At 60.0% G+C, this 25050-nt stretch carries 23 protein-coding genes; 14 read left to right on the forward strand and 9 right to left on the reverse strand.

Features of this window, described 5'->3' with window-relative positions; translation table 11 throughout:
• Positions 1-142: 142 nt before the first annotated feature.
• The 3 genes from J2Y86_RS02315 to J2Y86_RS02325 form a co-directional block, all read right to left on the reverse strand.
• Entirely contained in the window at positions 143-553 is a 411-nt protein-coding gene (locus J2Y86_RS02315) for a cupin domain-containing protein (RefSeq protein ID WP_253427810.1), read from the reverse strand.
• A gap of 190 nt (positions 554-743) precedes the next feature.
• Positions 744-1037 (reverse strand): putative quinol monooxygenase, encoded by a 294-nt coding sequence (locus J2Y86_RS02320; protein ID WP_253427812.1) that lies wholly within the window; start codon positions 1035-1037, stop codon positions 744-746.
• A gap of 123 nt (positions 1038-1160) precedes the next feature.
• Positions 1161-2594, reverse strand: coding sequence for a PLP-dependent aminotransferase family protein (locus J2Y86_RS02325; RefSeq protein WP_253427814.1), 1434 nt, complete (start codon positions 2592-2594; stop codon positions 1161-1163).
• Between the two features lie 205 nt (positions 2595-2799).
• On the opposite strand from J2Y86_RS02325, the gene J2Y86_RS02330 reads away from it, so the two are divergent.
• The 3 genes from J2Y86_RS02330 (at position 2800) to J2Y86_RS02340 (ending at position 5199) form a co-directional block, all read left to right on the forward strand.
• Entirely contained in the window at positions 2800-3240 is a 441-nt protein-coding gene (locus tag J2Y86_RS02330) for a carboxymuconolactone decarboxylase family protein (protein ID WP_253427816.1), read from the forward strand.
• A gap of 284 nt (positions 3241-3524) precedes the next feature.
• Positions 3525-4505: a LysR family transcriptional regulator gene (locus J2Y86_RS02335; protein ID WP_253427818.1), complete on the forward strand. Its 981-nt coding sequence runs from the start codon at positions 3525-3527 to the stop codon at positions 4503-4505.
• Between the two features lie 172 nt (positions 4506-4677).
• Positions 4678-5199 (forward strand): GNAT family N-acetyltransferase, encoded by a 522-nt coding sequence (locus tag J2Y86_RS02340; RefSeq protein ID WP_253427819.1) that lies wholly within the window; start codon positions 4678-4680, stop codon positions 5197-5199.
• A 1-nt stretch (position 5200) separates the two neighbouring features.
• On the opposite strand, the gene J2Y86_RS02345 is transcribed toward J2Y86_RS02340, so the two are convergent.
• Positions 5201-5893 carry an aspartate/glutamate racemase family protein gene (locus J2Y86_RS02345; RefSeq protein ID WP_253427820.1) on the reverse strand — a complete coding sequence of 231 codons (693 nt, stop codon included), beginning with the start codon at positions 5891-5893 and terminating at the stop codon, positions 5201-5203.
• Positions 5894-6032: 139 nt separating this feature from the next.
• On the opposite strand from J2Y86_RS02345, the gene J2Y86_RS02350 reads away from it, so the two are divergent.
• Positions 6033-6527, forward strand: coding sequence for a hypothetical protein (locus tag J2Y86_RS02350; RefSeq protein ID WP_253427821.1), 495 nt, complete (start codon positions 6033-6035; stop codon positions 6525-6527).
• A 130-nt stretch (positions 6528-6657) separates the two neighbouring features.
• Here J2Y86_RS02350 and J2Y86_RS02355 read toward each other — a convergent pair whose 3' ends face one another.
• Complete coding sequence (locus tag J2Y86_RS02355) at positions 6658-6879, reverse strand: cbb3-type cytochrome c oxidase subunit 3 (protein WP_253427822.1); 222 nt, start codon at positions 6877-6879, stop codon at positions 6658-6660.
• A 15-nt stretch (positions 6880-6894) separates the two neighbouring features.
• A complete protein-coding gene (gene ccoN, locus J2Y86_RS02360) occupies positions 6895-8322 on the reverse strand; it encodes a cytochrome-c oxidase, cbb3-type subunit I (RefSeq protein WP_253427823.1) in 1428 nt (475 codons plus the stop codon).
• A gap of 264 nt (positions 8323-8586) precedes the next feature.
• Between ccoN and J2Y86_RS02365 the strand changes: the two genes are divergently transcribed.
• From J2Y86_RS02365 to J2Y86_RS02380, 4 genes are all read left to right on the forward strand, one after another.
• Positions 8587-10260: a nitrite/sulfite reductase gene (locus J2Y86_RS02365; protein WP_253427824.1), complete on the forward strand. Its 1674-nt coding sequence runs from the start codon at positions 8587-8589 to the stop codon at positions 10258-10260.
• Positions 10257-10736: a DUF934 domain-containing protein gene (locus tag J2Y86_RS02370; protein WP_253427826.1), complete on the forward strand. Its 480-nt coding sequence runs from the start codon at positions 10257-10259 to the stop codon at positions 10734-10736. Before J2Y86_RS02365 ends, J2Y86_RS02370 begins: the two co-directional genes overlap by 4 nt.
• Positions 10737-10893: 157 nt before the next feature.
• Positions 10894-11862: a hypothetical protein gene (locus tag J2Y86_RS02375; protein ID WP_253427828.1), complete on the forward strand. Its 969-nt coding sequence runs from the start codon at positions 10894-10896 to the stop codon at positions 11860-11862.
• Between the two features lie 159 nt (positions 11863-12021).
• Positions 12022-12693 (forward strand): DUF3313 domain-containing protein, encoded by a 672-nt coding sequence (locus J2Y86_RS02380; protein WP_253427830.1) that lies wholly within the window; start codon positions 12022-12024, stop codon positions 12691-12693.
• A 177-nt stretch (positions 12694-12870) separates the two neighbouring features.
• On the opposite strand, the gene J2Y86_RS02385 is transcribed toward J2Y86_RS02380, so the two are convergent.
• The 3 genes from J2Y86_RS02385 to J2Y86_RS02395 form a co-directional block, all read right to left on the reverse strand.
• On the reverse strand, positions 12871-13068 hold the full coding sequence (locus J2Y86_RS02385; RefSeq protein WP_253427832.1) for a hypothetical protein: 198 nt from the start codon (positions 13066-13068) through the stop codon (positions 12871-12873).
• A 10-nt stretch (positions 13069-13078) separates the two neighbouring features.
• Positions 13079-13870 carry a hypothetical protein gene (locus J2Y86_RS02390; RefSeq protein WP_253427834.1) on the reverse strand — a complete coding sequence of 264 codons (792 nt, stop codon included), beginning with the start codon at positions 13868-13870 and terminating at the stop codon, positions 13079-13081.
• Between the two features lie 232 nt (positions 13871-14102).
• Positions 14103-14522 carry a YciI family protein gene (locus tag J2Y86_RS02395; RefSeq protein ID WP_253427836.1) on the reverse strand — a complete coding sequence of 140 codons (420 nt, stop codon included), beginning with the start codon at positions 14520-14522 and terminating at the stop codon, positions 14103-14105.
• Between the two features lie 158 nt (positions 14523-14680).
• Here J2Y86_RS02395 and J2Y86_RS02400 point away from each other — a divergent pair, with 158 nt between their 5' ends.
• From J2Y86_RS02400 to J2Y86_RS02425, 6 genes are all read left to right on the forward strand, one after another.
• A complete protein-coding gene (locus J2Y86_RS02400; protein WP_253427838.1) occupies positions 14681-15124 on the forward strand; it encodes an SRPBCC family protein in 444 nt (147 codons plus the stop codon).
• Between the two features lie 249 nt (positions 15125-15373).
• A complete protein-coding gene (tpx, locus tag J2Y86_RS02405) occupies positions 15374-15874 on the forward strand; it encodes a thiol peroxidase (RefSeq protein ID WP_034146655.1) in 501 nt (166 codons plus the stop codon).
• A gap of 178 nt (positions 15875-16052) precedes the next feature.
• The gene (locus tag J2Y86_RS02410; RefSeq protein ID WP_253427840.1) at positions 16053-17369 is read left to right on the forward strand and encodes an MdtA/MuxA family multidrug efflux RND transporter periplasmic adaptor subunit; all 1317 of its coding nucleotides are present in this window, start codon (positions 16053-16055) and stop codon (positions 17367-17369) included.
• A complete protein-coding gene (locus J2Y86_RS02415; RefSeq protein WP_253427841.1) occupies positions 17366-20470 on the forward strand; it encodes an MdtB/MuxB family multidrug efflux RND transporter permease subunit in 3105 nt (1034 codons plus the stop codon). The genes J2Y86_RS02410 and J2Y86_RS02415 overlap by 4 nt, the downstream gene beginning before the upstream one ends.
• The gene (locus J2Y86_RS02420; protein WP_253427843.1) at positions 20467-23574 is read left to right on the forward strand and encodes an efflux RND transporter permease subunit; all 3108 of its coding nucleotides are present in this window, start codon (positions 20467-20469) and stop codon (positions 23572-23574) included. Before J2Y86_RS02415 ends, J2Y86_RS02420 begins: the two co-directional genes overlap by 4 nt.
• Positions 23571-25040 carry an efflux transporter outer membrane subunit gene (locus J2Y86_RS02425; protein WP_253427844.1) on the forward strand — a complete coding sequence of 490 codons (1470 nt, stop codon included), beginning with the start codon at positions 23571-23573 and terminating at the stop codon, positions 25038-25040. Before J2Y86_RS02420 ends, J2Y86_RS02425 begins: the two co-directional genes overlap by 4 nt.
• Positions 25041-25050: the final 10 nt, after the last annotated feature.

The following is a 25050-nucleotide window of genomic DNA, read 5'->3' on the forward strand; positions in this document are numbered from 1 at the left end:
TGAATGAAATAGCCAATAACCACCCTTATCAGGTGACCAATAGTTTTGTTTGGTTTAAACCGTCGGGTTTAATTGCGCAGGGAAATAAAAAGGCCCGAACTTGAGATTCGAGCCTGTTTATTTATGGCTGTACGTTCAGCTATCAGTTTTCCAGGGGGATCAACACTTTCTCGTCGGGTGACAACACCATGAATACCAGGAGTTTGGCTGGCTTGGTTGCGCTGGCATTTTTCGACACCAGATGCTCCGAGCCGGCCGGTTCATACCAATACTCGCCAGCCTTGAAGGTTTTCGGTTGCTCGCCTTTCACTTGGGAAACGATCGAGCCCGACAACACGTACGCCATGGCCGTGCCTTCGTGTTTGTGGGCGATGGAGGATTGGCCGGGTTTGTAGTCGACCTCGATCATCAGCGCCTTTTTGCCGGGGACGTTCTTGAGAGCTTCGTCCTGCAGGATCGTGACTTTTTCCGAGGGGTCGTGGGCGAATGTCGAGGCAGAAACGGTCAGGGCGAAGACGGCAAGCGGGGCAGCAAGTAAACGCAAAGCTTTCATGATTTATCACCTGCGGGGGTTAGTTGTCAGGAACAACGTTAGTCCGCCAGTGACGGCAATCAAACAGCCAATTGAAGAGAAGGCGAGGGGACCAATCGGGGATTTCGCAGGTGAAGATCCCGGCTGGCGGCCGCTCTTGCAGGGGTACCCATTGCCCTGCAGGAGTGACCGGAAGCCGGGACCAAACTTTCTAGACGATCGGAAAGCTGTTGAAGTCGACGGCGTTGGCCAGTCGGCTGTCGATAAGGCCGATAAAGCCTTGGACTTCAGGGCAGTTGAAATGCATCTGCATGGCCGCTTCCGATTGCCAGCGTGCGCTGACGTTCCAGCGGTTGCTGTCCTCGGGGCAGCGGTCGACCATATAGGATTCACAGCCCGGTTGTTCGCGCAGGGTTTCGACAATCTTTTGCAGTTGCTTACCCAGTTCGTCCGAGCGGCCGGCGGCGGCCTGCACCCTTACGGTGTTGATCACTTCGTTGGACATTGCTCACACTCCTGAATCAGGCCGGACGAATCCTGCTCATTGAGGGATAACGCCTATGCAGGATAGGCCCGCACCTTGGGACCGCCAATAGCCAATCGCCGGATAAAAACCCAGACCAATCTGTCAGGCGACTTGCTGCAAAATGTCCCGCAGACGGTCCAGGGCGGTGTCGATGTCGAGGGTTTCAATGGCACCGAAGCCCATGAGAAGCCCGGCCCGTGGCGCTTGTTGATAGTAGAAGTCGTCGATGGAATACAGTCCCACTTCGACCTTTTTCGCCAGTTCGATCACCAATGGCATATCCATAGGCACTTTGCACATAAGCACCATGTGAAACCCGGCGGTGCTTTGGATGGCTTCGAACCAAGGGGACAGGTCACCCGCGACACGCGTCAGGATTCGCTCACGACGCCCGGCGTAGATCGTATGGCAACGGCGAATGTGCTTGAGCAGGCAGCCTTCGGCGATGAATTTGGCCAGCGCCCACTGGGGCAGGGTGGAGGTATGCCGGTCGGTGAGTTGCTTGGCCTGGATCACCGCGTCGAGAATCGCTGGCGGCAAAATCGCGTAACCGAGGCGCAACTCCGGGAGCAAAGTTTTCGAAAAGGTCCCGACGTAGGCGACGATCCCGCGCTCATCCATGCTTTGCAGGGAGTCGGTGGGTCGTCCTTCATAGCGGAATTCGCTGTCGTAATCGTCCTCGATGATGATCGCGCCCAACGCGTAGGCGCGCTCCAGCAACGCCACTCGCCGCGCCTGGCTCATCGGCATGCCCAGCGGAAACTGATGCGACGGCGTGACATAAATCAGCTGCGTACCGAGGGGGATTTTGTCGACCTGAATGCCTTCGGCATCGACCGGCACGCCGATCACCGTGGCGCCGTGGCTGCCGAACAGCAGGCGCGCGGGCGGGTAGCCGGGGTCTTCCATGGCGACGATGCTGCCGGGGCGGGTCATCACGCGGGAGATCAGGTCCAGCGCCTGTTGCGCGCCGTTGCATACCACCACGTCTTCGTCCTGACAGTTCACGCCACGGGAAAACGCGATATGCCGGGCAATCGCATTGCGCAGCGCCGGAAGCCCTTCGGGCAGGCTGTAGAAACCCTTTGAACCGGTCATCTGGCGCAAGGCGTGAGAGGTGCAGCGTCGCCAATCGTCTTGCGGAAACTGCCCCTTGCTGGTGGCGCCACCGATGAAGTCATAGCGCAACGAACCTTCCAGCGTCGGATGGCGCAAAAACACCGGCAGGTTGCGCCATGACTCGATGACGTCGGCACTCGCCAATTGCATATGGCTTTGCTTGGGCTGCGCTTTTGCGGTCCGGGCATTGACGTAGGTGCCTTTGCCGATCACGCCGGTGAGGAAGTTTTCATACGTCAGTTGTGCGTAGGTGTCGGAAATGGTCTTGCGCGAGATGCCCAGCTGTTCGGCCAGCAATCGACTGGGCGGCAGCTGCGTCCCGGCTGCCAGGCGGCCGGATTCGATGGCGCTGCGCAGTTGGTTGTACAACTGGCCTGCCAGGTCCTTGCGGCCGTTGATGACAACATGAAGTTCCATACCGACGGGGCTCCTTGGGGCGGTTGAGACGCGTGTGCGTCGCGTCAGATTACGCGCAAGCTCCGCTGCGCAGAAGTTGCGTGGCTGAAAAACCGCGGATTGGCCTGTTGTCGGGTGGTCCACCGGAATTTCGCTGAATTGGATCTGTAACGCGTGCGCATCAGCGCCTACTGTAAAAAACATCTATCGATCTATGAGGCACGCCATGACTTCCCGTCTGGATTACTACAGCGCGTCGCCCAAAGCGATGAAAGCGATGATTGCCATGGAGGCGCTGACCAGCAACCTGAGCATCGAGCCGGCGCTGTTGCACCTGATCAAGATCCGCGCCTCGCAGCTCAATGGCTGCGCCTTTTGTACCGACATGCATTCGGTAGACGCGCGGCGTCTCGGCGAGACCGACCGGCGCCTGTATTCGATCGTGGTCTGGCGCGACAGTGGTTTCTTCAACCCTCGGGAGCGCGCGGCGCTGGCGTGGACCGAGGCGGTTACCTTGCTCTCGCAAAGCCATGTGCCCGACGACGTCTACGCCCAGGCCCGGGAGCAGTTCAGTGACAGCGAGATGGTCGACCTGACCATCGCGGTCACCACCATCAACAGCTGGAATCGCCTGGCCGTGAGTTTTCGACAAACCCCCAGCGCATGAAGTAAAGCTGTTCACTTGAGAAAATCCTCAGGCGAGCAAGAAATCTGTGGCGAGGGGATTTATCCCCGTTGGGGCGCGAAGCGGCCCCAGGTGTGGCCAGGCAAACTGAATTGTCCGGATTGGCGACTGCTTCGCAGCCGAACGGGGATAAATCCCCTCGCCACAAATTTACATACCTGTACTTAAGTGAACAGCATTACAGCGCATGAAGCGGTTGTCACAGCAGGTTCATGAAGGGTGCGCAAAATGAGGTTTTCAAAGGACATATCGACAGGGAGTCATCGATGTCATTCATGGAAACCACAGGGCGCCAAATCCCTGCCGAATACCGTTTGCCGCTAGCCACCACGCCGTCCTGGCGTGCGCAAGCCCCGGCGATTGACCCGCAACTGGTTCAGGCGTTCATGGTCAGTGCCCGTTGTGGCTGTTTCATGCAGGCGGCCCGCAGCCTCAACATCAAAGCGACCTTGCTGCGCAAACAACTGGCGCAGCTCGAAGCGCAACTGCAGTGTTCGCTGTTCAGCCATTGCGACAGTAGCATCGCCCTCAGCCGTGAAGGCTTGCAGCTTCAGGCGCAGTTGATTGCGTTGGCTCATGAGCGTGATTTGCCGGTGATCGAGCAGCCGTTGGTGCGCCTGGCGGTTGCCGAATCGATCCTGCACGACATCCTCGGTCGCGACCTGGTGGCCTTGTTGCGCCGCAACGCCAGCGTACGCCTGGACATCATCACCCTCGACAGCGAACTGACGCTGCAAGCCGTCAGCGCCGATGTGGTCGTGTGGCTGGCCGGAACCGAATCACCGCTGCCGGGCCCGAGCTTTGCGGTCAGCGAGCCCCGGCGCCTGGCGCGGCTTGACTACCAGCCGCACATCGCCAAGCGATACTCACGAACGGCATCGCGCCCGGACAGTCTCGATGACCTCGCCGATTACCTGTTGGTGCAATGGCAGTCTCACTGTCAGGTCGAGAGTTTCGTGCCGTGGAATGCCTTGGTGGACCAGCGCCTGGCCGGCGTCGTGCAGCTGCATTCCTATGAATTGCTGCTGGAGATGATTCGTTGCAGCGCCTGCATCGGTTTGCTGCCCGGCTACATCAGCCACTTCGACCGCGGCCTCATCGCGTTGCCGGGGTTGTTTGGCCAACCGATGCAGCGTCAGGTGTGGATGGCGGTGAATGCGCAGTCCGAGGGCGAAGCGCAGGTGCAGATGATCGTCGAGCTGATCCAGAACACCTTCAATGAACGCCGCGATTGGTTCTTAGGCTGAACTCTATCCAATGTGGGAGCGGGCTTGCTCGCGATAGCGGTATGTCAGTCGCTATCAATGTTGACTGACACACCGCTATCGCGAGCAAGCCCGCTCCCACATTTGGATCTCGCTATACCGGAAGATTGCGTTGTAGAGTGAGGGCCATGTCTGTCTCAAGGATGAATCACCCATGACCGTCGCTGACGCTGCCATCACCCTCGATCGCTTCAACGAATCCCATCTCGAAGGCATTACCGCGCTCTACAACGAGCCGGCCGTGACCCGGCAGGTCCTGCAAATGCCGTTTCAATCCATCGAGGTCTGGCGCAAACGCCTGGCGCCGGACAACGAACGCGACATCAAGCTGGTGGCGCTGCATCAGGGCCTGGTGATCGGCAGCATTGGCCTGGAGCAGTTCACGCGGATCCGGCGCAGTCACGCCGGCAGCTTCGGCATGGGCGTCTTGCCGGCGTGGCAGGGGAAAGGTGTTGGCTCGAAGCTGCTGGCCACTGCGCTGGACATCGCCGACAACTGGATGAACCTGCAACGGGTCGAGCTTTCGGTGTACGCCGACAACGAAGCGGCCATCGGCTTGTACCGCAAGTTCGGCTTTGAAACCGAAGGCCTGTTTCGCGACTACGCCGTGCGTGACGGAAGGCTGGTGGACACCTTGAGCATGGCGCGTCTGCGTCGCACGCCCAAGGCCGGTTGAGTCACTGCGCCAATGCGAACGCCACCGCCGCCTGCGCATGCAGCTCGGTGGTGTCGAGCAGGGGCAGGGCGCTGTGTTCGAGTTTGATCAGCAAGCCGATTTCGGTGCAGCCAAGGATGATGGCCTGGGCGCCGCGTTGGCGCAGGGACTCAATGACCTGCTGATAAATCCGGCGTGATGCCTCGCTGATGACCCCGACGCACAACTCGTCGTAAATGATCCGGTGCACGGCCTGACGCTCCTCGGCCTCCGGCACCAGAACGGTCAGCCCCATCGACGTCAGGCGCTCCTTGAGAAAGTCCTGTTCCATGGTGAACGCCGTGCCCAGCAATCCGACCTTCAACGCACCGGCCTCGACAGCCGCCTGACCGGCCGGGTCGGCGATGTGCAGGAACGGAATACTGATCGCCGCCTGAATCTGCCCGGCGACCTTGTGCATGGTTTTGGTGCACAGCACCACGCATTCGGCGCCACCCGCTTCAAGCCGCCGCGCCGCATCCACCAGGATCAATGCCGCATCGTCCCAGCGTCCGGCATGCTGAGCCTGTTCGACAGGCCCGAAGTCGACGCTGTACATCATCAATTGCGCCGAACGCAACGGCCCGAGCCGGTCGCGTACCTGTTGGTTGATGAGGCGATAGTACTCGGCGCTGGACTCCCAGCTCATGCCGCCGATAAGGCCGATGGTGCGCATGGCGTGCTCCTGTTGATGGCGGTCCCCAAGCCGCGAGTGTCCCGTGATGTGACCGCCTGTGCAATTGACTTGTACGGCCGGCGCCGGCATCTGCCATGCTCGAAGTCCGCAGCACTGCTTCAACCAAAGGAACACCGCAATGGACGACGTACAGCAACTGGGTGAGATGCTTCGCCACTACGCAGACAGCGAAGCGCACAAAAAACAACTGTTCGAGTCGCAATCGGCCGTGTGGGCGACGCGCATTGGCGAGCTGTTCGATCAGATCCAGCAATGGCTGGAACCGGTCCAGGCGCCGAACCTGCTGGAAGTGAGCCGTGAGGCCTACGTGGCCTCGGGGCCGAGCGTTCCGGTCGAGACTTCGACGTTCAAGACCGAGAAGCTCGGCATCGTGATCGCCGGCAAACCGGTGGAGTTCGTCCCGGATGTGATGGGCTCGGGCGGACAGATTTCCCTGGCCGTGATGGGCCTGACCGCCGCGCGCTACGGCAGCATTTCCCTGGTATGCCTGCCGCCGTCGAGCAACTGGCAGTGGCGCAAGACCAATGGCCTGAAAGACCCGGACACCTTTGCCTTCGACGCGAACTTCCTGGCGCAGCAGTTGCAGAGCCTGATTCCCCGCGATCGCGGCTGAATTATCCGAGGCAGACACATAACCCTGTGGGAGCGGGCTTGCCCGCGATGACGGCGTCAAATTCAATACATTCGTTGACTGACACTCCGCTATCGCGGGCAAGCCCGCTCCCACAGTGACTGGTGGTGTATTAAATATCGAGGTTTCCCCATCCGGGTTTTTCCACCTCGGGCGCCACCGCCTTCACGACTTTCCCCGTCGCCAATTCCACCCGCCGCGCCACCTCCGGATCATCGGCAAACGGCAGCAGGCTCGCATCTTCCAGACTCTGCGCCGTCTGCTGCTTCAGGCAGTATTCGACCGCCAGCCAAAGCCCCACGACGCCTAAACCATTGAGCACCCACTCGATCATCTCCAGCTCCTCGCCTCAGGCAATCTGCGCTTCACGTTCAGCCATCGCCACGTCGCGAACCCGCACGGTGCGCCAGGTGTTATAGGCCATCAACAGCATGCCGCTGAGGAAGAACACGCCGCCGGTAAAACGCACCACAAACCCCGGATGGCTGGCCTGCAAGGCTTCGACGAAGGAATAGGTCAGCGTGCCGTCGTCGTTGATCGCGCGCCACATCAGGCCTTGGGTAATGCCGTTGACCCACATCGACGCGATGTACAAAACGGTGCCGATGGTCGCCAGCCAGAAATGCAGGTTGATCAGCGGCGTGCTGTGCATCTGCTCGCGGCCGAAGACTTTCGGGATCATGTGATACAGCGAACCGAAAGTAATCATCGCCACCCAGCCGAGGGCGCCGGCGTGGACGTGACCGATGGTCCAGTCGGTGTAGTGGGAGAGGGCGTTCACGGTCTTGATCGCCATCATCGGCCCTTCAAACGTCGACATTCCGTAGAAGGCCAGCGACAGCACCAGAAAACGCAGGATCGGGTCGGTGCGCAATTTATGCCAGGCGCCCGACAGCGTCATCATGCCGTTGATCATCCCGCCCCAGCTTGGCGCTAGCAGGATCAGCGACATCGCCATGCCCAGCGACTGCGCCCAGTCCGGCAGTGCCGTGTAGTGCAAATGGTGCGGGCCGGCCCAGATGTACAGGGTGATCAGCGCCCAGAAATGCACGATGGACAAGCGATAGGAATACACCGGCCGCCCGACCTGTTTCGGCACGAAGTAATACATCATCCCGAGAAACCCGGTGGTCAGGAAGAAACCCACCGCGTTGTGCCCATACCACCACTGCACCATGGCGTCGGTGGCCCCGGAATACACCGGGTAGGACTTGAACCAGTCCACCGGAATCGACAGGTGATTGACCACGTGCAGCATCGCGATCACAACGATGAACGCGCCGAAGAACCAGTTGCCGACATAGATGTGTCTGGTCTTGCGTTGCACCACGGTGGTGAAAAACACGATGGCGTACGCCACCCAGACCACGGTCATCCACACCGCGCCGGAGAACTCGATCTCGGCGTATTCCTTGGTGGTGGTGTAGCCCAGCGGCAGGGTGATCAGCATCACCACGATCACCGATTGCCAGCCCCAGAAGGTGAACGCGGCGAGGGTGTCCGAGTACAGCCGCACCTGGCAGGTACGCTGCACCGCGTAGTAACTGGCGGCGAATTGCGCGCTGCCGGCAAAGCCGAAAATAACCAGGCTGGTGTGCAGCGGACGCAAGCGGCCGAAGGTGGTCCACGGCAGGTCGAGGTTCATTTCGGGCCACACCAGTTGCGAGGCGATCCACACCCCCATCGCCATCCCCACGACGCCCCAGACAATGGTCGCCACGACGAATTGGCGGACGACCTTGTAGTTATAGGCCTGTCCGATAGTTGCTGTGCTCATGGTCAATGCTTCCACGGTTGCAAAGTCTTGCCAGGCCACCCGGACTGGCATGCTGCCCACTGTAGAAACCCTGCCGGAAACAAAACAGACTCAGAAAAACAGAGTTTATGCGGATCAGATCAGACGCCTGCCTGCGTTGATCTGCCGCAGTCTGATACGGTTTTTTAGCCTTCAGGTGAATCTGTAATGTGTTGCGGCGCTCGGCCATAGTCACTTCCTCAAAAGCGAGCCGCAGAGCCCGATCAATCCTGATGAGGTAGCCACATGTATCAGTACGACGACTATGACCGGGCGCTGGTCTTCGAGCGGGTTGCGCAGTTTCGTGATCAGGTCGAACGCTTCACAGCGGGCGAGTTGAGCGAAGAGGAATTCCTGCCGTTGCGCTTGCAGAACGGCCTGTACATGCAAAAACACGCGTACATGCTGCGTGTGGCCATTCCCTACGGCACGCTCAGTGCCACGCAAATGCGCACGCTGGCGAGCATCGCCCGGGATTACGACCGCGGCTATGGCCACTTCACCACTCGGCAGAACATGCAGTTCAACTGGATCGAACTGGCCCAGGTGCCGGAGATTCTCGAACGCCTGGCCGAGGTGGAAATGCATGCGATCCAGACCTCCGGCAACTGTGTGCGCAACATCACCACCGAAGCCTTCGCCGGGGTCGCGGCGGACGAGTTGATCGATCCGCGGCCACTGGCGGAAATCCTGCGCCAATGGTCCACGATCAACCCGGAATTCCTGTTCCTGCCGCGCAAGTTCAAGATCGCCATTTGCTCGGCCGAACAGGACCGCGCGGCGATCATGATGCATGACATCGGCCTCTATCTTTACCCCGGTGCCGATGGGCAAATGCTCCTGCGCGTCATCGTTGGTGGTGGTTTGGGACGCACGCCCATCCTTGGTTTGCAGATTCGCGAAGGCTTGCCGTGGCAGCACTTGCTGTCCTACGTCGAGGCGGTGCTGCGGGTTTATAACCGTCATGGCCGGCGCGACAACAAGTACAAGGCGCGGATCAAGATTCTGGTCAAGGCGCTGGGCATCGACGCCTTTGCCAGGGAAGTGGAGGAGGAGTGGCAGCACCTGAAGGACGGCCCGGCGCAGTTGACCGGCGTCGAATACGAGCGTGTCGCCAGTGCCTTCGTGCCACCGGATTACCGTTCGTTGTCCAACACCGACCTGGAATTCGGCACACGCCTGGCGGAGAACCCGACCTTCGCCCGCTGGGTGTCGCGCAACGTCCAGCCGCACAAGGTGCCGGGCTACGCCAGTGTTGTGCTGTCGACCAAACCGGGTATCGCGGCACCGCCGGGCGATGTTACCGACAAGCAAATGGACGCCGTGGCCGGGTGGTCCGAGCAGTTCGGTTTTGGCGAAATCCGCATCGCCCATGAGCAGAACATCGTCCTGCCGGACGTGCCGAAGTCGGACCTGTTCGCCCTCTGGAACCTGGCTTGCGAGCAGGGCCTCGGCAGCGCCAATGTCGGATTGCTGACCGACATCATCGCGTGCCCCGGTGGGGATTTCTGTGCCCTGGCCAACGCCAAGTCGATCCCGATCGCGCAAGGCATCCAGGCGCGTTTCGAAGACCTGGACTACCTGCATGATCTGGGCGATATCAGCCTCAACATTTCCGGGTGCATGAACGCCTGTGGTCACCACCACATCGGCAACATCGGCATTCTTGGCGTCGACAAGAACGGCAGCGAGTGGTACCAGATCACGCTCGGCGGCGCCCAGGGCAAGAACAGTGCGCTGGGTAAAGTCATCGGACCGTCCTTCAGCGCCGCCGAAGTGCCCGACGTCATCGAGCGAATCATCGCCACGTTCGTAAGCTACCGCGAGAGCGAAGAACTGTTCGTCGACACTTTGCAGCGCATCGGTCTGGAGCCCTTCAAGGAAGCGGTTTATCCGAAGCTGCTGGAGGTGTCGGCATGAACAATCTGCTGCGGCTGGAGGCAGGTAAGGCGCGGATTGTCGCTGACGATCAGTGGACCTTGCTCAGGGACCTTGATGCGGAGTGGCCCTCGGGGCCGGTGATTGTGCCGCTGTCCCGTTGGCTGGAAGACCCGCAACGGCATGGGGTCTGGTTGGGCCCGGACGATGAGGTGGAGTGCCTCAAGCCGTGGCTTGCACAACTGCCGCTGATTGCCCTGGATTTTCCGAGTTTCCGGGACGGACGCGCTTATAGCCAGGCGTACCTGCTGCGCACCCGACTGGGCTGGACCGGCGAATTGCGCGCGGTCGGCGATGTGCTGCGCGACCAGCTCAGCCACATGCGCCAATGCGGTTTCGACAGCTTTGCCGTACGCGAAGACAAGTCCGCTGAAGATGCGCTCAAGGGCTTGGCGGGCATGAGCGTGCTGTATGGGCGTTCGGTGATTGAGCCGCGCCCGTTGTTCCGGCGGCGATAAGAGAAGATCAAAAGATCGCAGCCTTCGGCAGCTCCTACGGGTGTACACAGCACGGTGCAGGAGCTGCCGAAGGCTGCGATCTTTTTGCTTGGGACGGTGATCCCGTTTTGATAGAGTCCGCGCCTCACAAGGAAGTCAGTAAAGAAAGGAGTCTGGTTTGAGCGCGGGCAAGAAAATTCTGGGGCTGATCGCACTGGTGCTGATGGCGGCCCTGTGGGGCAGTTACTTCTATCTGTTTCAGGAAAACCGCAACGGGCAACTCGGGGCGTCATCCGACAGCGCTGCCTGGTGCGGAACGCCACCGGCCAGCGACGTGGCGGCCCTGGGCAAGGATTGGCTGACACTGCGCATCACCAACAATGTGCGCGGTGAGTTCATGCTCTCCGGGGCGGTTATCGTGTCTGAACGTACCTTCGATCGTTATGACCTGGGTCGCAACGAATTGCGCCTGCGCCTGGAACCGCTGCCGTGGTCATACGGCGTCACACCGATTTTCCTCGAGCAGGTCAGGATCAAGCCGCTGAGCCGCAATCTCTCTTCAACCGACAAGAGCGCCTACGCCGAGCTCGAAGCCCGACCCATCGGCGTCCAGGGCACGGCGGCAGCGTTTCCCTTCGATACCTGGCGCTACGGCTATAAACCGGTGCTGTACATCCTCAAGGGCAATGAACGGATTGACCTGAAATTCAAGCGCATCACCACCCGCATGAAGATGTCCAACACCTTCACGCCGATTCAGAAGTACAACCGCGCCGAGTACATCAACGAGAAGAATTCACTGGTTCGCGAGGAGGATTACACACCTTACGCGGCCAATGAGTGCGCGTTCAGCATCGAGCGCAAAGGCTCGTTCAAGGTAATCGTGCTGCTGTTGTTGCTGGTGATCTGCCTGCCGCTGATGCACGTGTTCTATCGTGACGAACCGGGCATCGACTTTCTGGCCACGCTGGTGAGCATCGGGGCGATCCGGGTGTTGTTGGTGGGGCCGTTGAATGACTTTCAGCTGTACAACATCGACTTCCTGTTCGGCGCCGCGATTTTGCTGGTGGGCACGGTTTCGTTGATCAAGGCGATGCGGGCCAACAGTCGGCGGGAGTTGGCGGCGAAGAGTGGTTCGTCCTGGTGATTTGATATCTGAAGCCGTGTCGAAGCCACCATCGACACGGCCCCGTATTGTCAGTAATGAATGAATTTTGAGATTTATCAGAACAAAAAGCGCGGCATTGGCTATACCTGTAACACCTGTTTTCCAAACCGTGGTCGACCGCCTTACAGGAGTTACAGCATGAAGCTTGCGTTAATGATAAGCACACTGTGCATTGCCTCGATCGGCGTGGTTGGCTGCGCCAGCAAAAAGGTTGAGCCGGACGAGTATTCCGGATTTCTCAAGGATTACAGCCAGCTCAAGGAAGCCAAGTCTCCGTCGGGGGCGGTGGTGATGCGCTGGATGGATCCGAAGCTCGACATCAATAAATTCAAAAGCGTGTACATCGAACCTACACAGCTGTATCCCAAGCCTCAGGCGACCGTGAAAATCCCTCAGGCAACCTTGAACGGGATTACCAGTTATTACGATCAGGCGCTCAAACGCGAAATAGGCAAGTCCCTGCCGCTGGCCTCAGGCCCTGGCCCGGGTGTGATGGTGGTGCGTGCCGCGATCACGGCGGTCAGCAGTAAGACCGAAGGGCTGAAGCCTTATGAGGTGATTCCTATTGCCCTGGTGGCGGCAGCGGTCAGTACCGCGAGCGGGATTCGTGATCAGCAAACCGATCTGGCCACCGAAGCGGTGTTCCTGGATGGCGGCAACAATAAAGTGCTCGCCCAGGTGGTGCGCAAGGGCACCGGCAAGCCGCTGGAAAACGAGTCGCAGGTGATGAAGGCCGATGACGTGAAAAGCGTGATCGATGGATGGGCTTCGGATATGCATCAGTCGTACCTGAAGCTCAAATCCAAATAATGCATTGGAGCTGAAGGCTCCACCACCGGCAAGCCGGTCTCGCTCCCACAAAGAAACTCAGTCGAACATGCATTTTAGTGTTCACTGGAGACCAATGTGGGAGTGGGCCTGCTCGCGAAGACGGTCGTTCAGTCGCCAAGTCACTCCCCCTATACCGACTCCCATCATCCCCGCGTATTACCTCACGACGGTCCTGGCCTTCGCACTCTCCTGGTCCACCGCCCGGGTGCAACAGGCCTCACTGGTATGACCTCGAGCTTCTTCCCGCATAGCGGTGAAGCTGGATTGGGTGACGTTGACGTCCTGGGCGCCAACCCCACAACTGACGAACATGGACATCAGGCTGTAACCGGCTGCGCGAAGTGCAATGTGCATGGGGAAATCCTTATTTACCGAAGGTGACGTTGAGGCCGACGAACAGCGTGAACCGGGGTAATTCGTCACCCTTATGCTCGACGGTCCACTGCGGTTCGATGAAGGCATTGAGGATATTATCCCTGGATTTCCAGACCTTGCCGGCGCCCAGACCAAGCGGGATGTAATGGGTGTCGTTCTTAAGATCGAAGGCCCAGGTCGCGGTGGAGCGCAGATACCAACCTCCCTCCAGGTTGTGAAAAATAAACGGCTGCACGGTGGCCGATTCCACAGGCGGGCGGTCGCTGTCGCCAGCGAAGGAACTCTGGTATTGCACCAGCGCACCGAGCAAGCCACGCGGGGACGAATCGATCGCAATGGCCGCCAGCCCCGCTTGCCATTTGCCGTTTCCCAGTTCGTCCTTGTCGGCATAAGGCGCGGTGATCTGCGGACCGATGCCCAACTGCACGCCGTCGGTCTTGAGCAGGAAGATATCGATCAGGTTCAGATCACCTTCACCGGTGCTGTAGCCCCCGCCTGGATCGGGGTGTGTGCTGATCGGTGCGGTGGCGCGTAGCAACTGCGGCACGCCAATGAAGTCGTTGGGCGCAATCGGCAGCGTGGCGCGCACCAACAGATCATTGGTATGGACATTGGAATCGTAGTACTTCGGGGTGTAGTAATCCTGCAGGTCCATCCCCGACTCGGGGTTCAACGGATTGTTGCTTTTGTTGACCATGTCGGCCTCGTCCGCCTGGGCACACACCACAGACGTTATAGAGATCGCCAACAAAAAGGCGCGCGCCCCTGGATGCTTCGACATGATTCGCCGGTTCCTTGGTGGCTCATTGGTCTACTCGGCACTTGGCGGCCCCTACGGCGTAATCTCTTTCCTATCAAGCCTGTAGGACATATTTGATGACGTTAGCAGTTGCCGGTAGGTTATCCAGTCGAAGGGATTAATTCGCAGGTTTGAGCGCCGAGTGCTCGATCACGCCCGAAGCCACCGGAGAGGGCCGGGCGTGATCGTACTGCTGCCACTTGCGCTCGAAATGTCAGCGTTTTTTCCCAAACGCCCGCTCTTCCTGTTCGCGCAGCTCTGGCGTGAGCTCGGCCCCGAAATCGTCCAGTTCAAACACCTGGCGGATCTCGATCTCGGATTCAGTGCCCGGCATCGGGTTGGGGCAACGCTTGACCCATTCAATGGCTTCTTCTTTGGACTTCACCTGCCACAGCCAGAAACCGGCGATCAGTTCCTTGGTTTCGGCGAACGGGCCGTCGATGACCGTGCGCTTATCGCTGCTAAAACGCACGCGGGCGCCTTTGCTGCTGGGGTGCAGGCCTTCGCCGGCGAGGAGGATGCCGGCCTTGGCCAGTTCTTCGTTGTAGTTGCCCATCGCCGTCAGCAGTTCTTCGCTGGGCATGACGCCGGCTTCGGAATCGGCGCTGGCTTTTATAATGATCATGAATCGCATGGGGGAGGCTCCTTTGGGTTGGAATAATTCACTGTATGGTCGATTGGTGATTAGCCAAATCGACACTGTTTCAAAAAACATCAGTGAAATTTTCGACACACCTTTCGTTATCAGTATTGCTGGCCAGCCCATCCATCGACCAACGGAATGCGTCCCCCATGCCCATCCTGGAACTCACCACGCTAATCCCTGATCGCACGCCCGAAGACGTCCTCGATTTCTGCCTGGAGGGTGTGAATTTTCCGAAGATCTTTCCCGAACGCATCACGCCGCTGGGGGACATCGACCTGAATAGCCTGCGCATCGAAGCCGGTCGCCAGTTCCGTTTTCGGCACTGGATGTTCAATGTCATCCCAATGAACTGGACGGTGGTGATCCGTGAAGTCGGCGACCGGCATTTCATCGATGAAATGCTCAAGGGACCGATGGCTGCCTTTCGTCATGAACATCGGGTGGCGGCGGGAGAGGGCGGTACGCTGTACACCGACCGTGTGACGTATGCGGCGATTGGCGGTGCGCTGTCGGAGGCGCTGCTGGTCAATGCCTATATGCGACGAATTTTTGCGGCGCGGCATCGCAATATGTTGCGATTGCTCAAGTAATACCGCGATCCTGTAGGAGCGGGCTTGCCCGCGATAGCGTTCTGGCAGTCGCCGCAATGTTGACTGTGCTGCCGTCATCGCGGGCAAGCCCGCTCCCACAGGGTTCGGTATTGGTTAGGGACACGCGTATACCCTGCGGTTGCGGCGACACTTCACAATTTGTATCCGCCCATAGGTCGTCGGACGATTTCATGGTTAACTTCCGCCTCGTCGAATTTCTCCACATCAACGTTCAGAAGGACTCCGTTCATGGCTCAAGTCACTCTTAAAGGCAACCCGGTTCAAGTCAACGGCCAACTGCCACAAGCCGGTTCCAAGGCGCCAGCCTTTTCCCTGGTTGCCGGCAATCTGTCCGACGTGACCCTGGCGAACTTCGCCGGCAAGCGCAAAGTGCTGAACATCTTCCCAAGCGTCGACACCCCGACCTGCGCCACGTCGGTGCGCAAGTTCAACGCCCAGGCCAATGACGTCGCCAACACCGTCGTGCTGTGCATCTCTGCAGACCTGCCGTTCGCCCAAGCCCGTTTCTGCGGCGCTGAAGGCCTGGAAAACGTGCAGAACCTGTCGACCCTGCGCGGTGCCGAGTTCATCGAGAACTACGGCGTGGCCATTGCCGATGGTCCACTCAAAGGCCTGACTGCCCGTGCCGTCGTGGTCCTGGACGAAAACGACAACGTGCTGCACAGCGAGCTGGTCAGCGAGATCGGTCAAGAGCCGAACTACGAAGCGGCACTCGCCGTTCTGAAATAAGCCAGCTTTTACAATTGTTAACGGCCTGGCCCTGTCCAGGCCGTTTTCATTTGTGCTTCAGTGTCTTAGATAAATCTCCTGTTACGTAAGCCGAAGGTAAATTGCCGGTAAAGGCGCTTTGCTAAATACCCGCCAGTGCTTATCGTTCAGCCTCCCGTAGAAGAAGCCCACGCGCCCAATGGTTGATCATTCAATGCAATCCTCTGCTTCCCGTAGTCCTCGTCGCTGGCTGTTCGGCCTGCTTGTCCTGTTGGTCATTGCTGGCCTGTGCTGGAAGTTCTGGCCCGGCAGCGCTGCGCCAAAAGAAGGCGCAGGGCAAAAAGCCGTGGCGGGGCACACCGGCCGTTCGGGTGGCATGCGTCCGGGTTTCGGCGGCGCGACGGGGCCGGTTCCGGTGCGTGTGGCGCCTGCGGTCAAAGGCGACTTCCCGCTGTATTACAAGGCGCTGGGCACCGTGACGGCGCTGAACACCATCAATGTGCGCAGCCGGGTGGGCGGCGAGCTGATCAAGGTGTCGTTCGAAGAAGGGCAGATGGTCAAGGCCGGTGACTTGCTGGCTGAAATCGATCCGCGTCCTTACCAGAACGCCTTGCTGCAGGCCGAAGGCACCTTGCTGCAGAATCAGGCGCAACTGAAAAACGCCCAGGTCGATGTCGAGCGTTATCGTGGTCTGTACCGCGAAGACAGTATCGCCAAACAGACCCTGGACACCGCCGAAGCGCTGGTGGGCCAGTATCAGGGCACGGTCAAGACCAATCAGGCGGCGGTCAATGACGCCAAGCTGAATCTCGAATTCACCAGAATCCGCGCGCCGATTACCGGCCGCGTGGGCCTGCGCCAGCTCGACGTCGGCAACCTGGTTGCCGCCAATGACACCACGGCGCTGGCAATCATTACCCAGACCCAACCCATCAGCGTTGCCTTCACCTTGCCGGAAAACAGCCTCGACGTGGTACTGGCCCGCTATCGCACGGGTGCCAGGTTGCCCGCCGAAGCCTGGGACCGTGGCGACACCAAATTGCAGGCCACCGGTGTCTTGCAGAGCCTCGACAACCAGATCGACGTCACCACTGGCACCTTGAAATTCAAGGCCCGTTACGAGAACCGTGATCAGGCGCTGTTTCCCAACCAGTTCGTCAACGTCCATCTGCTGGCTGACACCCTCAAGGACGTAGTGCTCGCGCCCTCGGCAGCCATCCAGTTCGGTACCAATGGCACTTTCGTCTATGCGATGGATGGCGACAAGAAAGTCACGATCCGTCAGTTGAAAGTCGGCGCCAGCGACGGTGAAAAAACGGTGATCACTGACGGCCTGGTGGCCGGCGATCGCGTCGTCCTGGAAGGCACTGACCGCCTGAAGGAAGGCAGCGAAGTGGAAGTGGTCAACGACAGCAAGGATGTGCCGACGACTCCGACAGAACATCTGCAAGGCAAGTCGGCTGCCACCGGGCCTGACGCGACAGTGACTGACAAGGCGAAAAAGGGCGGCGCATGAACATCTCGCGGCTGTTCATCCTTCGTCCGGTAGCGACGACCCTGAGCATGCTGGCCATTGTGCTGGCTGGCGTGATCGCCTATCGGCTGTTGCCGGTTTCGGCATTGCCCCAGGTCGATTACCCGACCATCCGCGTGATGACGTTGTATCCCGGCGCCAGTCCGGACGTCATGACCAGCGCGGTCACGGCTCCGCTCGAGCGTCAGTTCGGGCAGATGCCCGGCTTGACGCAGATGGCCTCGACCAGCTCCGGTGGTGCTTCGGTGCTGACCCTGCGTTTCAGCCTCGACATCAACATGGACGTCGCCGAACAGCAAGTTCAGGCCGCGATCAACGCCGCGACCAATTTGTTACCCAAGGACCTGCCGGCGCCGCCGGTGTACAACAAGGTCAACCCGGCGGACACCCCGGTGCTGACGTTGGCCATCACCTCCAAGACCATGTTGCTGCCCAAGCTCAACGATCTGGTCGATACACGGATGGCGCAGAAAATCGCCCAGATCAGCGGCGTGGGCATGGTCAGCATTGCCGGCGGCCAGCGTCAGGCGGTGCGAATCAAGGTCAACCCCGAAGCCCTGGCGGCCAACGGCCTGAACCTGTCGGACGTGCGCACCTTGATTGGCGCGTCCAACGTCAACCAGCCCAAAGGCAACTTCGACGGCCCGACCCGGGTTTCGATGCTCGATGCAAACGATCAACTGACTTCGCCCAAGGATTACGCCAACCTGATCCTGGCCTACGCCAACGGTGCGCCATTGCGCCTCAAGGACGTGGCCGAAATCGTCGACGGGGCGGAAAACGAACGCCTGGCGGCATGGGCCAATGAAAACCAGGCCGTGTTGCTGAACATCCAGCGCCAGCCCGGCGCCAACGTCATCGAGGTGGTCGACCGGATCAAGGCCTTGCTGCCGAGCATTACCGACAACCTGCCAGCCGGCCTTGACGTCACCGTGCTGACCGACCGCACTCAAACCATCCGTGCCTCCGTCACCGATGTGCAACATGAACTGCTGATCGCCATCGCGCTGGTCGTGATGGTGACCTTCCTGTTCCTGCGGCGGGCCAGCGCCACGATCATTCCGTCGGTGGCCGTGCCGCTGTCGCTGATCGGCACCTTCGGCGTGATGTACCTCGCCGGTTTCTCGGTGAATAACCTGACGCTGATGGCCCTGACCATCGCCACCGGTTTTGTGGTGGACGATGCGATCGTCATGCTGGAGAACATTTCCCGGTTTATCGAAGAGGGCGACAGTCCGCTGAACGCGGCGCTCAAGGGCGCGAAGCAAATCGGTTTCACCCTGATTTCCCTGACGCTGTCGCTGATTGCGGTCCTGATCCCGCTGCTGTTCATGGCCGACGTGGTGGGGCGACTGTTCCGCGAGTTTGCGATCACCCTGGCAGTGGCGATCCTGATTTCCCTGGTGGTCTCGCTGACCCTGACGCCGATGATGTGCGCGCGGCTGCTCAAGCGTGAACCCAAGGAAGAAGAACAGGGCCGTTTCTATCGGGCCAGCGGCGCCACAATTGATTGGATGATCGCGGCTTACGGGCGCAAGTTAAAGTGGGTTCTCAAGCATCAACCGCTGACGTTGCTGGTGGCGATCGGTACTTTGGCGTTAACCGTGTTCCTTTACATGGTCGTGCCGAAGGGCTTCTTCCCGGTGCAGGACACCGGGGTGATCCAGGGGATTTCCGAGGCACCGCAGTCGATCTCGTTTGCAGCAATGAGCGAACGCCAGCAGGCACTGGCCAAAGTGATCCTGGCGGATCCGGCGGTGGAGAGTTTGTCGTCCTACATCGGTGTCGATGGCGACAACTCGACGTTGAACAGCGGCCGTCTGCTGATCAACCTCAAGTCCCACAGCAATCGTGACTTGAGCGCGACCGAGGTGATCGCTCGTCTGCAACCGGAGTTGGACAAGCTGGTCGGCATTCGCCTGTTCATGCAGCCGGTTCAGGACTTGACCATCGAAGACCGGGTCAGCCGCACGCAGTATCAATTCAGCATGTCGTCGCCGGATTCCGAGTTGCTCAGCCTGTGGAGCGGTCGTCTGGTCGAAGCGCTGGCCCAGCGGCCGGAGCTGACCGATGTTGCCAGCGATTTGCAGGACAAAGGCTTGCAGGTCTATCTGGTGATCGACCGCGATGCGGCGTCGCGGGTGGGGGTGTCGGTGTCGAATATTACCGATGCGCTGTATGACGCTTTCGGTCAGCGGCAGATTTCCACCATCTACACCCAGGCCAGCCAGTACCGCGTGGTGCTGCAGTCGCAGTCCGGCGAGAAAATCGGCCCGGATGCGTTGAACCAGATTCACGTCAAGACCACCGATGGCGGGCAAGTGCGCCTGTCCAGCCTGGCGCACATCGAGGAGCGCCAGGCGCAACTGGCGATCACCCACATCGGCCAGTTCCCGGCGGTGATGATGTCCTTCAACCTCGCGCCCGGCGTGGCGCTGGGGCATGCAGTGGAAATCATCGAACAGGTACAGAAAGACATCGGCATGCCGATTGGTGTGCAGACCCAGTTCCAGGGCGCGGCGGAAGCGTTCCAGGCGTCGTTGTCGAGCACGTTGCTGCTGATTCTGGCGGCGGTGGTGACCATGTACATCGTGCTTGGCGTGCTGTACGAGAGCTACATCCATCCAATCACCATTCTCTCGACCTTGCCTTCGGCGGCGGTCGGCGCCTTGCTGGCGTTGCTGTTGAGCGGCAATGACCTGGGGATGATCGCGATCATCGGCATCATTCTGCTGATCGGTATCGTGAAAAAGAACGCGATCATGATGATCGACTTCGCCCTCGACGCTGAACGCAATCAGGGCATGGACCCGGAAACGGCGATCTATCAGGCGGCGCTGCTGCGTTTCCGGCCAATCCTGATGACCACACTGGCCGCGCTGTTTGGCGCGGTGCCGTTGATGCTGGCCACCGGTTCCGGCGCTGAACTGCGCCAGCCCTTGGGCCTTGTGATGGTGGGCGGTCTGTTGGTGAGCCAGGTGTTGACGCTGTTCACCACCCCGGTGATTTACCTGTACTTCGACCGCCTCGGTCGGCGCTGGGGCCGCAAATCCGAGTCCGTGGAAGCGGTCGAGCAGCCATGAACCTGTCCGGACCTTTCATCAAGCGCCCGGTCGCGACCATGTTGCTGAGTCTGGCGATCATGCTGCTGGGCGGGGTGAGCTTCGGTTTGCTGCCGGTATCACCGCTGCCGCAGATGGATTTTCCGGTGATCGTGGTCCAGGCCAGTCTTCCCGGTGCGAGCCCCGAGGTAATGGCTTCAACCGTGGCCACGCCGCTCGAACGCTCCTTCGGCGCCATCGCCGGGGTCAACACCATGAGCAGCCGTTCCAGTCAGGGTTCGACCCGGGTGATTCTGCAATTCGACCTCGACCGCGACATCAACGGCGCGGCGCGGGAAGTGCAAGCGGCGATCAATGCCTCGCGCAACCTGCTGCCGAGCGGGATGCGCAGCATGCCGACCTACAAGAAGGTCAACCCGTCCCAGGCGCCAATCATGGTGCTGTCGCTGACCTCGGACGTGCTGGAGAAAGGCCAGCTCTACGATTTGGCTTCGACGATCCTGTCCCAGAGCCTGTCCCAGGTGCAGGGCGTGGGTGAAGTGCAGATCGGCGGCAGCTCCCTGCCGGCGGTGCGCATCGAGCTCGAACCGCAAGCGCTCAACCAGTACGGCGTGGCGCTGGACGATGTGCGCAACACCATCGCCAATGCCAACGTGCGCCGGCCCAAGGGTTCGGTCGAAGACGGCCAGCGGTTGTGGCAGGTTCAGGCCAACGATCAACTGGAAAAAGCCAAGGATTACGAGTCGCTGATCATCCATTACAACGGTGGTGCGGCGCTGCGGTTGAAGGACGTGGCCAAGGTCAGCGACGGCGTGGAAGACCGCTACAACAGCGGCTTCTTCAACGACGATGCGGCGGTCCTGCTGGTGATCAACCGTCAGGCCGGCGCCAACATCATCGAGACGGTCAACGAGATCAAGGCCCAATTGCCGGCCTTGCAGGCGGTATTGCCGGCCAGCGTCAAACTGAACCTGGCCATGGACCGTTCGCCGGTGATCAAGGCAACGCTGCACGAAGCGGAAATGACCCTGCTGATTGCCGTCGCGCTGGTGATTCTGGTGGTGTTCCTGTTTCTCGGTAACTTCCGTGCCTCGCTGATTCCGACCCTCGCGGTGCCGGTTTCCCTGGTCGGCACCTTTGCGGTCATGTACCTGTACGGGTTTTCCCTGAACAACCTGTCGCTGATGGCGCTGATTCTGGCTACCGGGCTGGTGGTGGACGATGCCATCGTGGTGCTGGAGAACATCACCCGGCACATCGACGAAGGCGTGCCGCCGATGAAGGCCGCTTACCTCGGTGCCCAGGAAGTCGGCTTTACGCTGTTGTCGATGAACGTTTCGCTGGTCGCGGTGTTCCTGTCGATCCTGTTCATGGGCGGGATTATCGAAAGCCTGTTCCGTGAGTTTTCCATTACGTTGGCGGCGTCCATCGTGGTGTCGCTGGTGGTCTCGCTGACTCTGACACCGATGCTGTGCGCCCGTTGGCTCAAGCCGCATACGCCAGGTCAGGAAAACCGCCTGCAACGCTGGAGTCGGCGAGCGAATGAGTGGATGGTCGGTAAATACGCCACCAGCCTCGACTGGGTGCTGCGTCACCGGCGCCTGACTTTGCTCAGTCTCATCGTTACAGTTGGCGTTAACATCGCGCTGTATGTCGTTGTTCCTAAAACATTCATGCCTCAGCAAGACACCGGCCAGCTGATCGGCTTCGTGCGCGGTGACGACGGTCTATCGTTCAGCGTGATGCAGCCCAAAATGGAAATCTTCCGCCGGGCCGTGCTCAAGGACGAAGCGGTGGAAAGCGTTGCCGGCTTCATCGGTGGCACCAACGGCACCAACAATGCCTTCATGCTGGTGCGTCTGAAACCGATCAAGGAGCGGGGTATTTCCGCGCAAAAAGTGATTGAACGCTTGCGCAAGGAAATGCCCAAGGTCCCCGGTGCGCAACTGATGCTGATGGCGGATCAGGACCTGCAATTTGGCGGTGGCCGCGAGCAGACCACCTCGCAGTATTCCTACATCCTGCAAAGCGCCGACCTTGGCGAACTGCGCCAGTGGTATCCGAAAGTGGTGACCGCGCTCAAGGCGTTGCCGGAGCTGACCGCGATTGACGCCCGTGAAGGACGTGGCGCGCAGCAGGTGACCCTGATCGTCGATCGTGATCAGGCCAAACGGCTGGGCGTCGACATGGACATGGTCACTTCCGTCCTGAACAACGCCTACAGCCAGCGGCAGATTTCGACGATCTACGACAGCCTCAACCAGTATCAGGTGGTGATGGAGGTCAATCCGAAATACGCCCAGGACCCGATCACCCTCAAGCAGGTTCAGGTCATCACCGCCGACGGCGCGCGAATTCCGCTGTCGACCATCGCCCATTACGAAAACAGCCTGGAAGACGACCGCGTCAGCCACGAAGGCCAGTTTGCATCCGAGAGCATTTCCTTCGACATGGCGGAAGGCGTGACGGTGGAGCAGGGCACGGCTGCGATCGAGCGGGCGATTGCCAAACTCGGCATGCCGGAAGACGTGATCGTGAAAATGGCGGGCACCGCTGACGCTTTCGCCGCGACGCAGAAGAGCCAGCCATGGATGATTCTGGGCGCACTGGTGGCGGTGTATCTGGTGTTGGGCGTGCTGTATGAGAGTTACATCCACCCGCTGACCATCCTATCGACCTTGCCGTCGGCCGGGGTCGGCGCGTTGCTGTCGATCTATGCGCTGGGCGGCGAGTTCAGCCTGATTTCGTTGCTGGGGCTGTTTTTGCTGATCGGTGTGGTGAAGAAAAACGCCATTCTGATGATCGACCTCGCGTTGCAACTCGAGCGGCATCAGGGCCTGGAACCGCTGGAGTCGATTCGCAGCGCCTGCCTGCAACGCCTGCGACCGATTCTGATGACCACGCTCGCCGCGATCCTCGGTGCCTTGCCTCTGTTGCTGAGCCGTGCCGAGGGGGCGGAGATGCGTCAACCCCTGGGCCTGACCATCATCGGCGGGCTGATCTTCAGTCAGGTGCTGACCCTTTACACCACCCCGGTGGTTTACCTCTATCTCGACAAACTGCGCCATCGTTTCAACCACTGGCGTGGGGTGCGTACCGATGCTGCTCTGGAAACTCCGCTATGACTGACCGTTCGCTAATCAACCTGTCTGCACCGCTGATCACGGCCCGCGGCTCGCGTTTGCTGAGCCTGTCGCTGTGCGTGGCGCTGCTCAGTGCCTGCGCCATCGGCCCGGATTACCAGCGCCCGCAAGCCGCTGCGCCGGCGCAATACAAGGAAGCGGCCGGTTGGCGTCAGGCCAACCCAAGCGATTCCCTGGCCCGCGGTGCCTGGTGGGAGCTGTATGGCGACCGGCAGCTCAATGGCCTGATCGAGCAACTCAACAACGCCAACCAGACGGTTGCCCAGTCCGAAGCCCAATACCGTCAGGCCCAGGCGTTGGTGCGCAGCGCACGCGGTGCGTTTTTCCCGACCGTGGACCTGACGGTCGGGAAAAACCGTTCCAGCCAGGGCACCGGCAGCAGCAGTTCGAGCCTGACCAGTTCTTCCAGTGGTATCCGCGACACCTATACCGCACAAGCTGGGGTCAGTTGGGAGGCCGATGTCTGGGGCAAACTGCGCCGGGGCCTTGAGGCGGACACCGCCAATGCCGAGGCGAGTTTTGCCGATCTGGCGGCGATGCGGTTGAGCCAGCAGTCGGAACTGGTGCAGAACTACCTGCAACTGCGTGTGATCGATGAGCAGAAACGCCTGTTGCAAGCGACGGTCGAGGCCTATCAGCGCTCCCTGAAAATGACCGAAAACCAATACCGCGCCGGTGTTTCCGGCAAGGACGCGGTGGCCCAGGCCACCACTCAGCTCAAGAGCACCGAGGCCGACCTGGTCGATCTGATCTGGCAGCGCGCCCAGTTCGAGAACGCCATCGCCGTGCTGATCGGACTGCCGCCGGCCGAGTTCAGCCTCGCGGAAACCCAAGACATCCCGGTCTTGCCTGACGTGCCACTGAACCTGCCTTCGCAATTACTGGAGCGGCGCCCGGACATCGCTTCCGCCGAGCGTTCGGTGATGGCAGCCAACGCCAACATCGGCGTGGCCAAGGCGGCTTACTACCCTGACCTGACGCTGAGCCTGAACGGCGGTTACAGCAGCAGTACGTCGTCCAACTGGATCAGCGTGCCGAACCGCTTCTGGTCGGTCGGCCCGCAACTGGCGATGACCTTGTTCGACGGCGGTCAACGTTCGGCGGAAGTCGATCGCAGCGAGGCCGCCTACGATGAAACCGTGGCCAAGTACCGCCAGACCGTGCTCGACGGCTTCCGCGAGGTGGAAAATTATCTGGTCCAGCTCAAGGTCCTGGAAAACGAATCCGTCGTGCGTCAGCAGGCCCTGGACGCGGCGCGCGAATCCTTGCGCCTGACCCAGAATCAGTACAAGGCCGGGTTGATTGCCTATCTGGATGTAGTGGTGGTGCAAGCCACGGCGCTGAACAATGAACGCAACATGCTGGATCTGTTGCAGAGTCGCCTGATTGCCAGCGTGCAGTTGATTGCAGCGCTGGGCGGCGGTTGGGATGGCCAGCTTGACCTGTAGGAGCAAAGCT

Origin of the sequence: Pseudomonas migulae (assembly GCF_024169315.1) — a bacterium.
Lineage (GTDB): Bacteria > Pseudomonadota > Gammaproteobacteria > Pseudomonadales > Pseudomonadaceae > Aquipseudomonas > Aquipseudomonas migulae_B.

Bases quoted from the DNA above. Each gene is read 5' to 3' on its own strand.
- J2Y86_RS02315 (WP_253427810.1), bottom strand. From the start codon at position 553: ATGAAAGCTTTGCGTTTACTTGCTGCCCCGCTTGCCGTCTTCGCCCTG.
- J2Y86_RS02320 (WP_253427812.1), bottom strand. From the start codon at position 1,037: ATGTCCAACGAAGTGATCAACACCGTAAGGGTGCAGGCCGCCGCCGGC.
- J2Y86_RS02325 (WP_253427814.1), bottom strand. From the start codon at position 2,594: ATGGAACTTCATGTTGTCATCAACGGCCGCAAGGACCTGGCAGGCCAG.
- J2Y86_RS02330 (WP_253427816.1), top strand. From the start codon at position 2,800: ATGACTTCCCGTCTGGATTACTACAGCGCGTCGCCCAAAGCGATGAAA.
- J2Y86_RS02335 (WP_253427818.1), top strand. From the start codon at position 3,525: ATGTCATTCATGGAAACCACAGGGCGCCAAATCCCTGCCGAATACCGT.
- J2Y86_RS02340 (WP_253427819.1), top strand. From the start codon at position 4,678: ATGACCGTCGCTGACGCTGCCATCACCCTCGATCGCTTCAACGAATCC.
- J2Y86_RS02345 (WP_253427820.1), bottom strand. From the start codon at position 5,893: ATGCGCACCATCGGCCTTATCGGCGGCATGAGCTGGGAGTCCAGCGCC.
- J2Y86_RS02350 (WP_253427821.1), top strand. From the start codon at position 6,033: ATGGACGACGTACAGCAACTGGGTGAGATGCTTCGCCACTACGCAGAC.
- J2Y86_RS02355 (WP_253427822.1), bottom strand. From the start codon at position 6,879: ATGATCGAGTGGGTGCTCAATGGTTTAGGCGTCGTGGGGCTTTGGCTG.
- ccoN (WP_253427823.1), bottom strand. From the start codon at position 8,322: ATGAGCACAGCAACTATCGGACAGGCCTATAACTACAAGGTCGTCCGC.
- J2Y86_RS02365 (WP_253427824.1), top strand. From the start codon at position 8,587: ATGTATCAGTACGACGACTATGACCGGGCGCTGGTCTTCGAGCGGGTT.
- J2Y86_RS02370 (WP_253427826.1), top strand. From the start codon at position 10,257: ATGAACAATCTGCTGCGGCTGGAGGCAGGTAAGGCGCGGATTGTCGCT.
- J2Y86_RS02380 (WP_253427830.1), top strand. From the start codon at position 12,022: ATGAAGCTTGCGTTAATGATAAGCACACTGTGCATTGCCTCGATCGGC.
- J2Y86_RS02385 (WP_253427832.1), bottom strand. From the start codon at position 13,068: ATGCACATTGCACTTCGCGCAGCCGGTTACAGCCTGATGTCCATGTTC.
- J2Y86_RS02390 (WP_253427834.1), bottom strand. From the start codon at position 13,870: ATGTCGAAGCATCCAGGGGCGCGCGCCTTTTTGTTGGCGATCTCTATA.
- J2Y86_RS02395 (WP_253427836.1), bottom strand. From the start codon at position 14,522: ATGCGATTCATGATCATTATAAAAGCCAGCGCCGATTCCGAAGCCGGC.
- J2Y86_RS02400 (WP_253427838.1), top strand. From the start codon at position 14,681: ATGCCCATCCTGGAACTCACCACGCTAATCCCTGATCGCACGCCCGAA.
- tpx (WP_034146655.1), top strand. From the start codon at position 15,374: ATGGCTCAAGTCACTCTTAAAGGCAACCCGGTTCAAGTCAACGGCCAA.
- J2Y86_RS02410 (WP_253427840.1), top strand. From the start codon at position 16,053: ATGGTTGATCATTCAATGCAATCCTCTGCTTCCCGTAGTCCTCGTCGC.
- J2Y86_RS02415 (WP_253427841.1), top strand. From the start codon at position 17,366: ATGAACATCTCGCGGCTGTTCATCCTTCGTCCGGTAGCGACGACCCTG.
- J2Y86_RS02420 (WP_253427843.1), top strand. From the start codon at position 20,467: ATGAACCTGTCCGGACCTTTCATCAAGCGCCCGGTCGCGACCATGTTG.
- J2Y86_RS02425 (WP_253427844.1), top strand. From the start codon at position 23,571: ATGACTGACCGTTCGCTAATCAACCTGTCTGCACCGCTGATCACGGCC.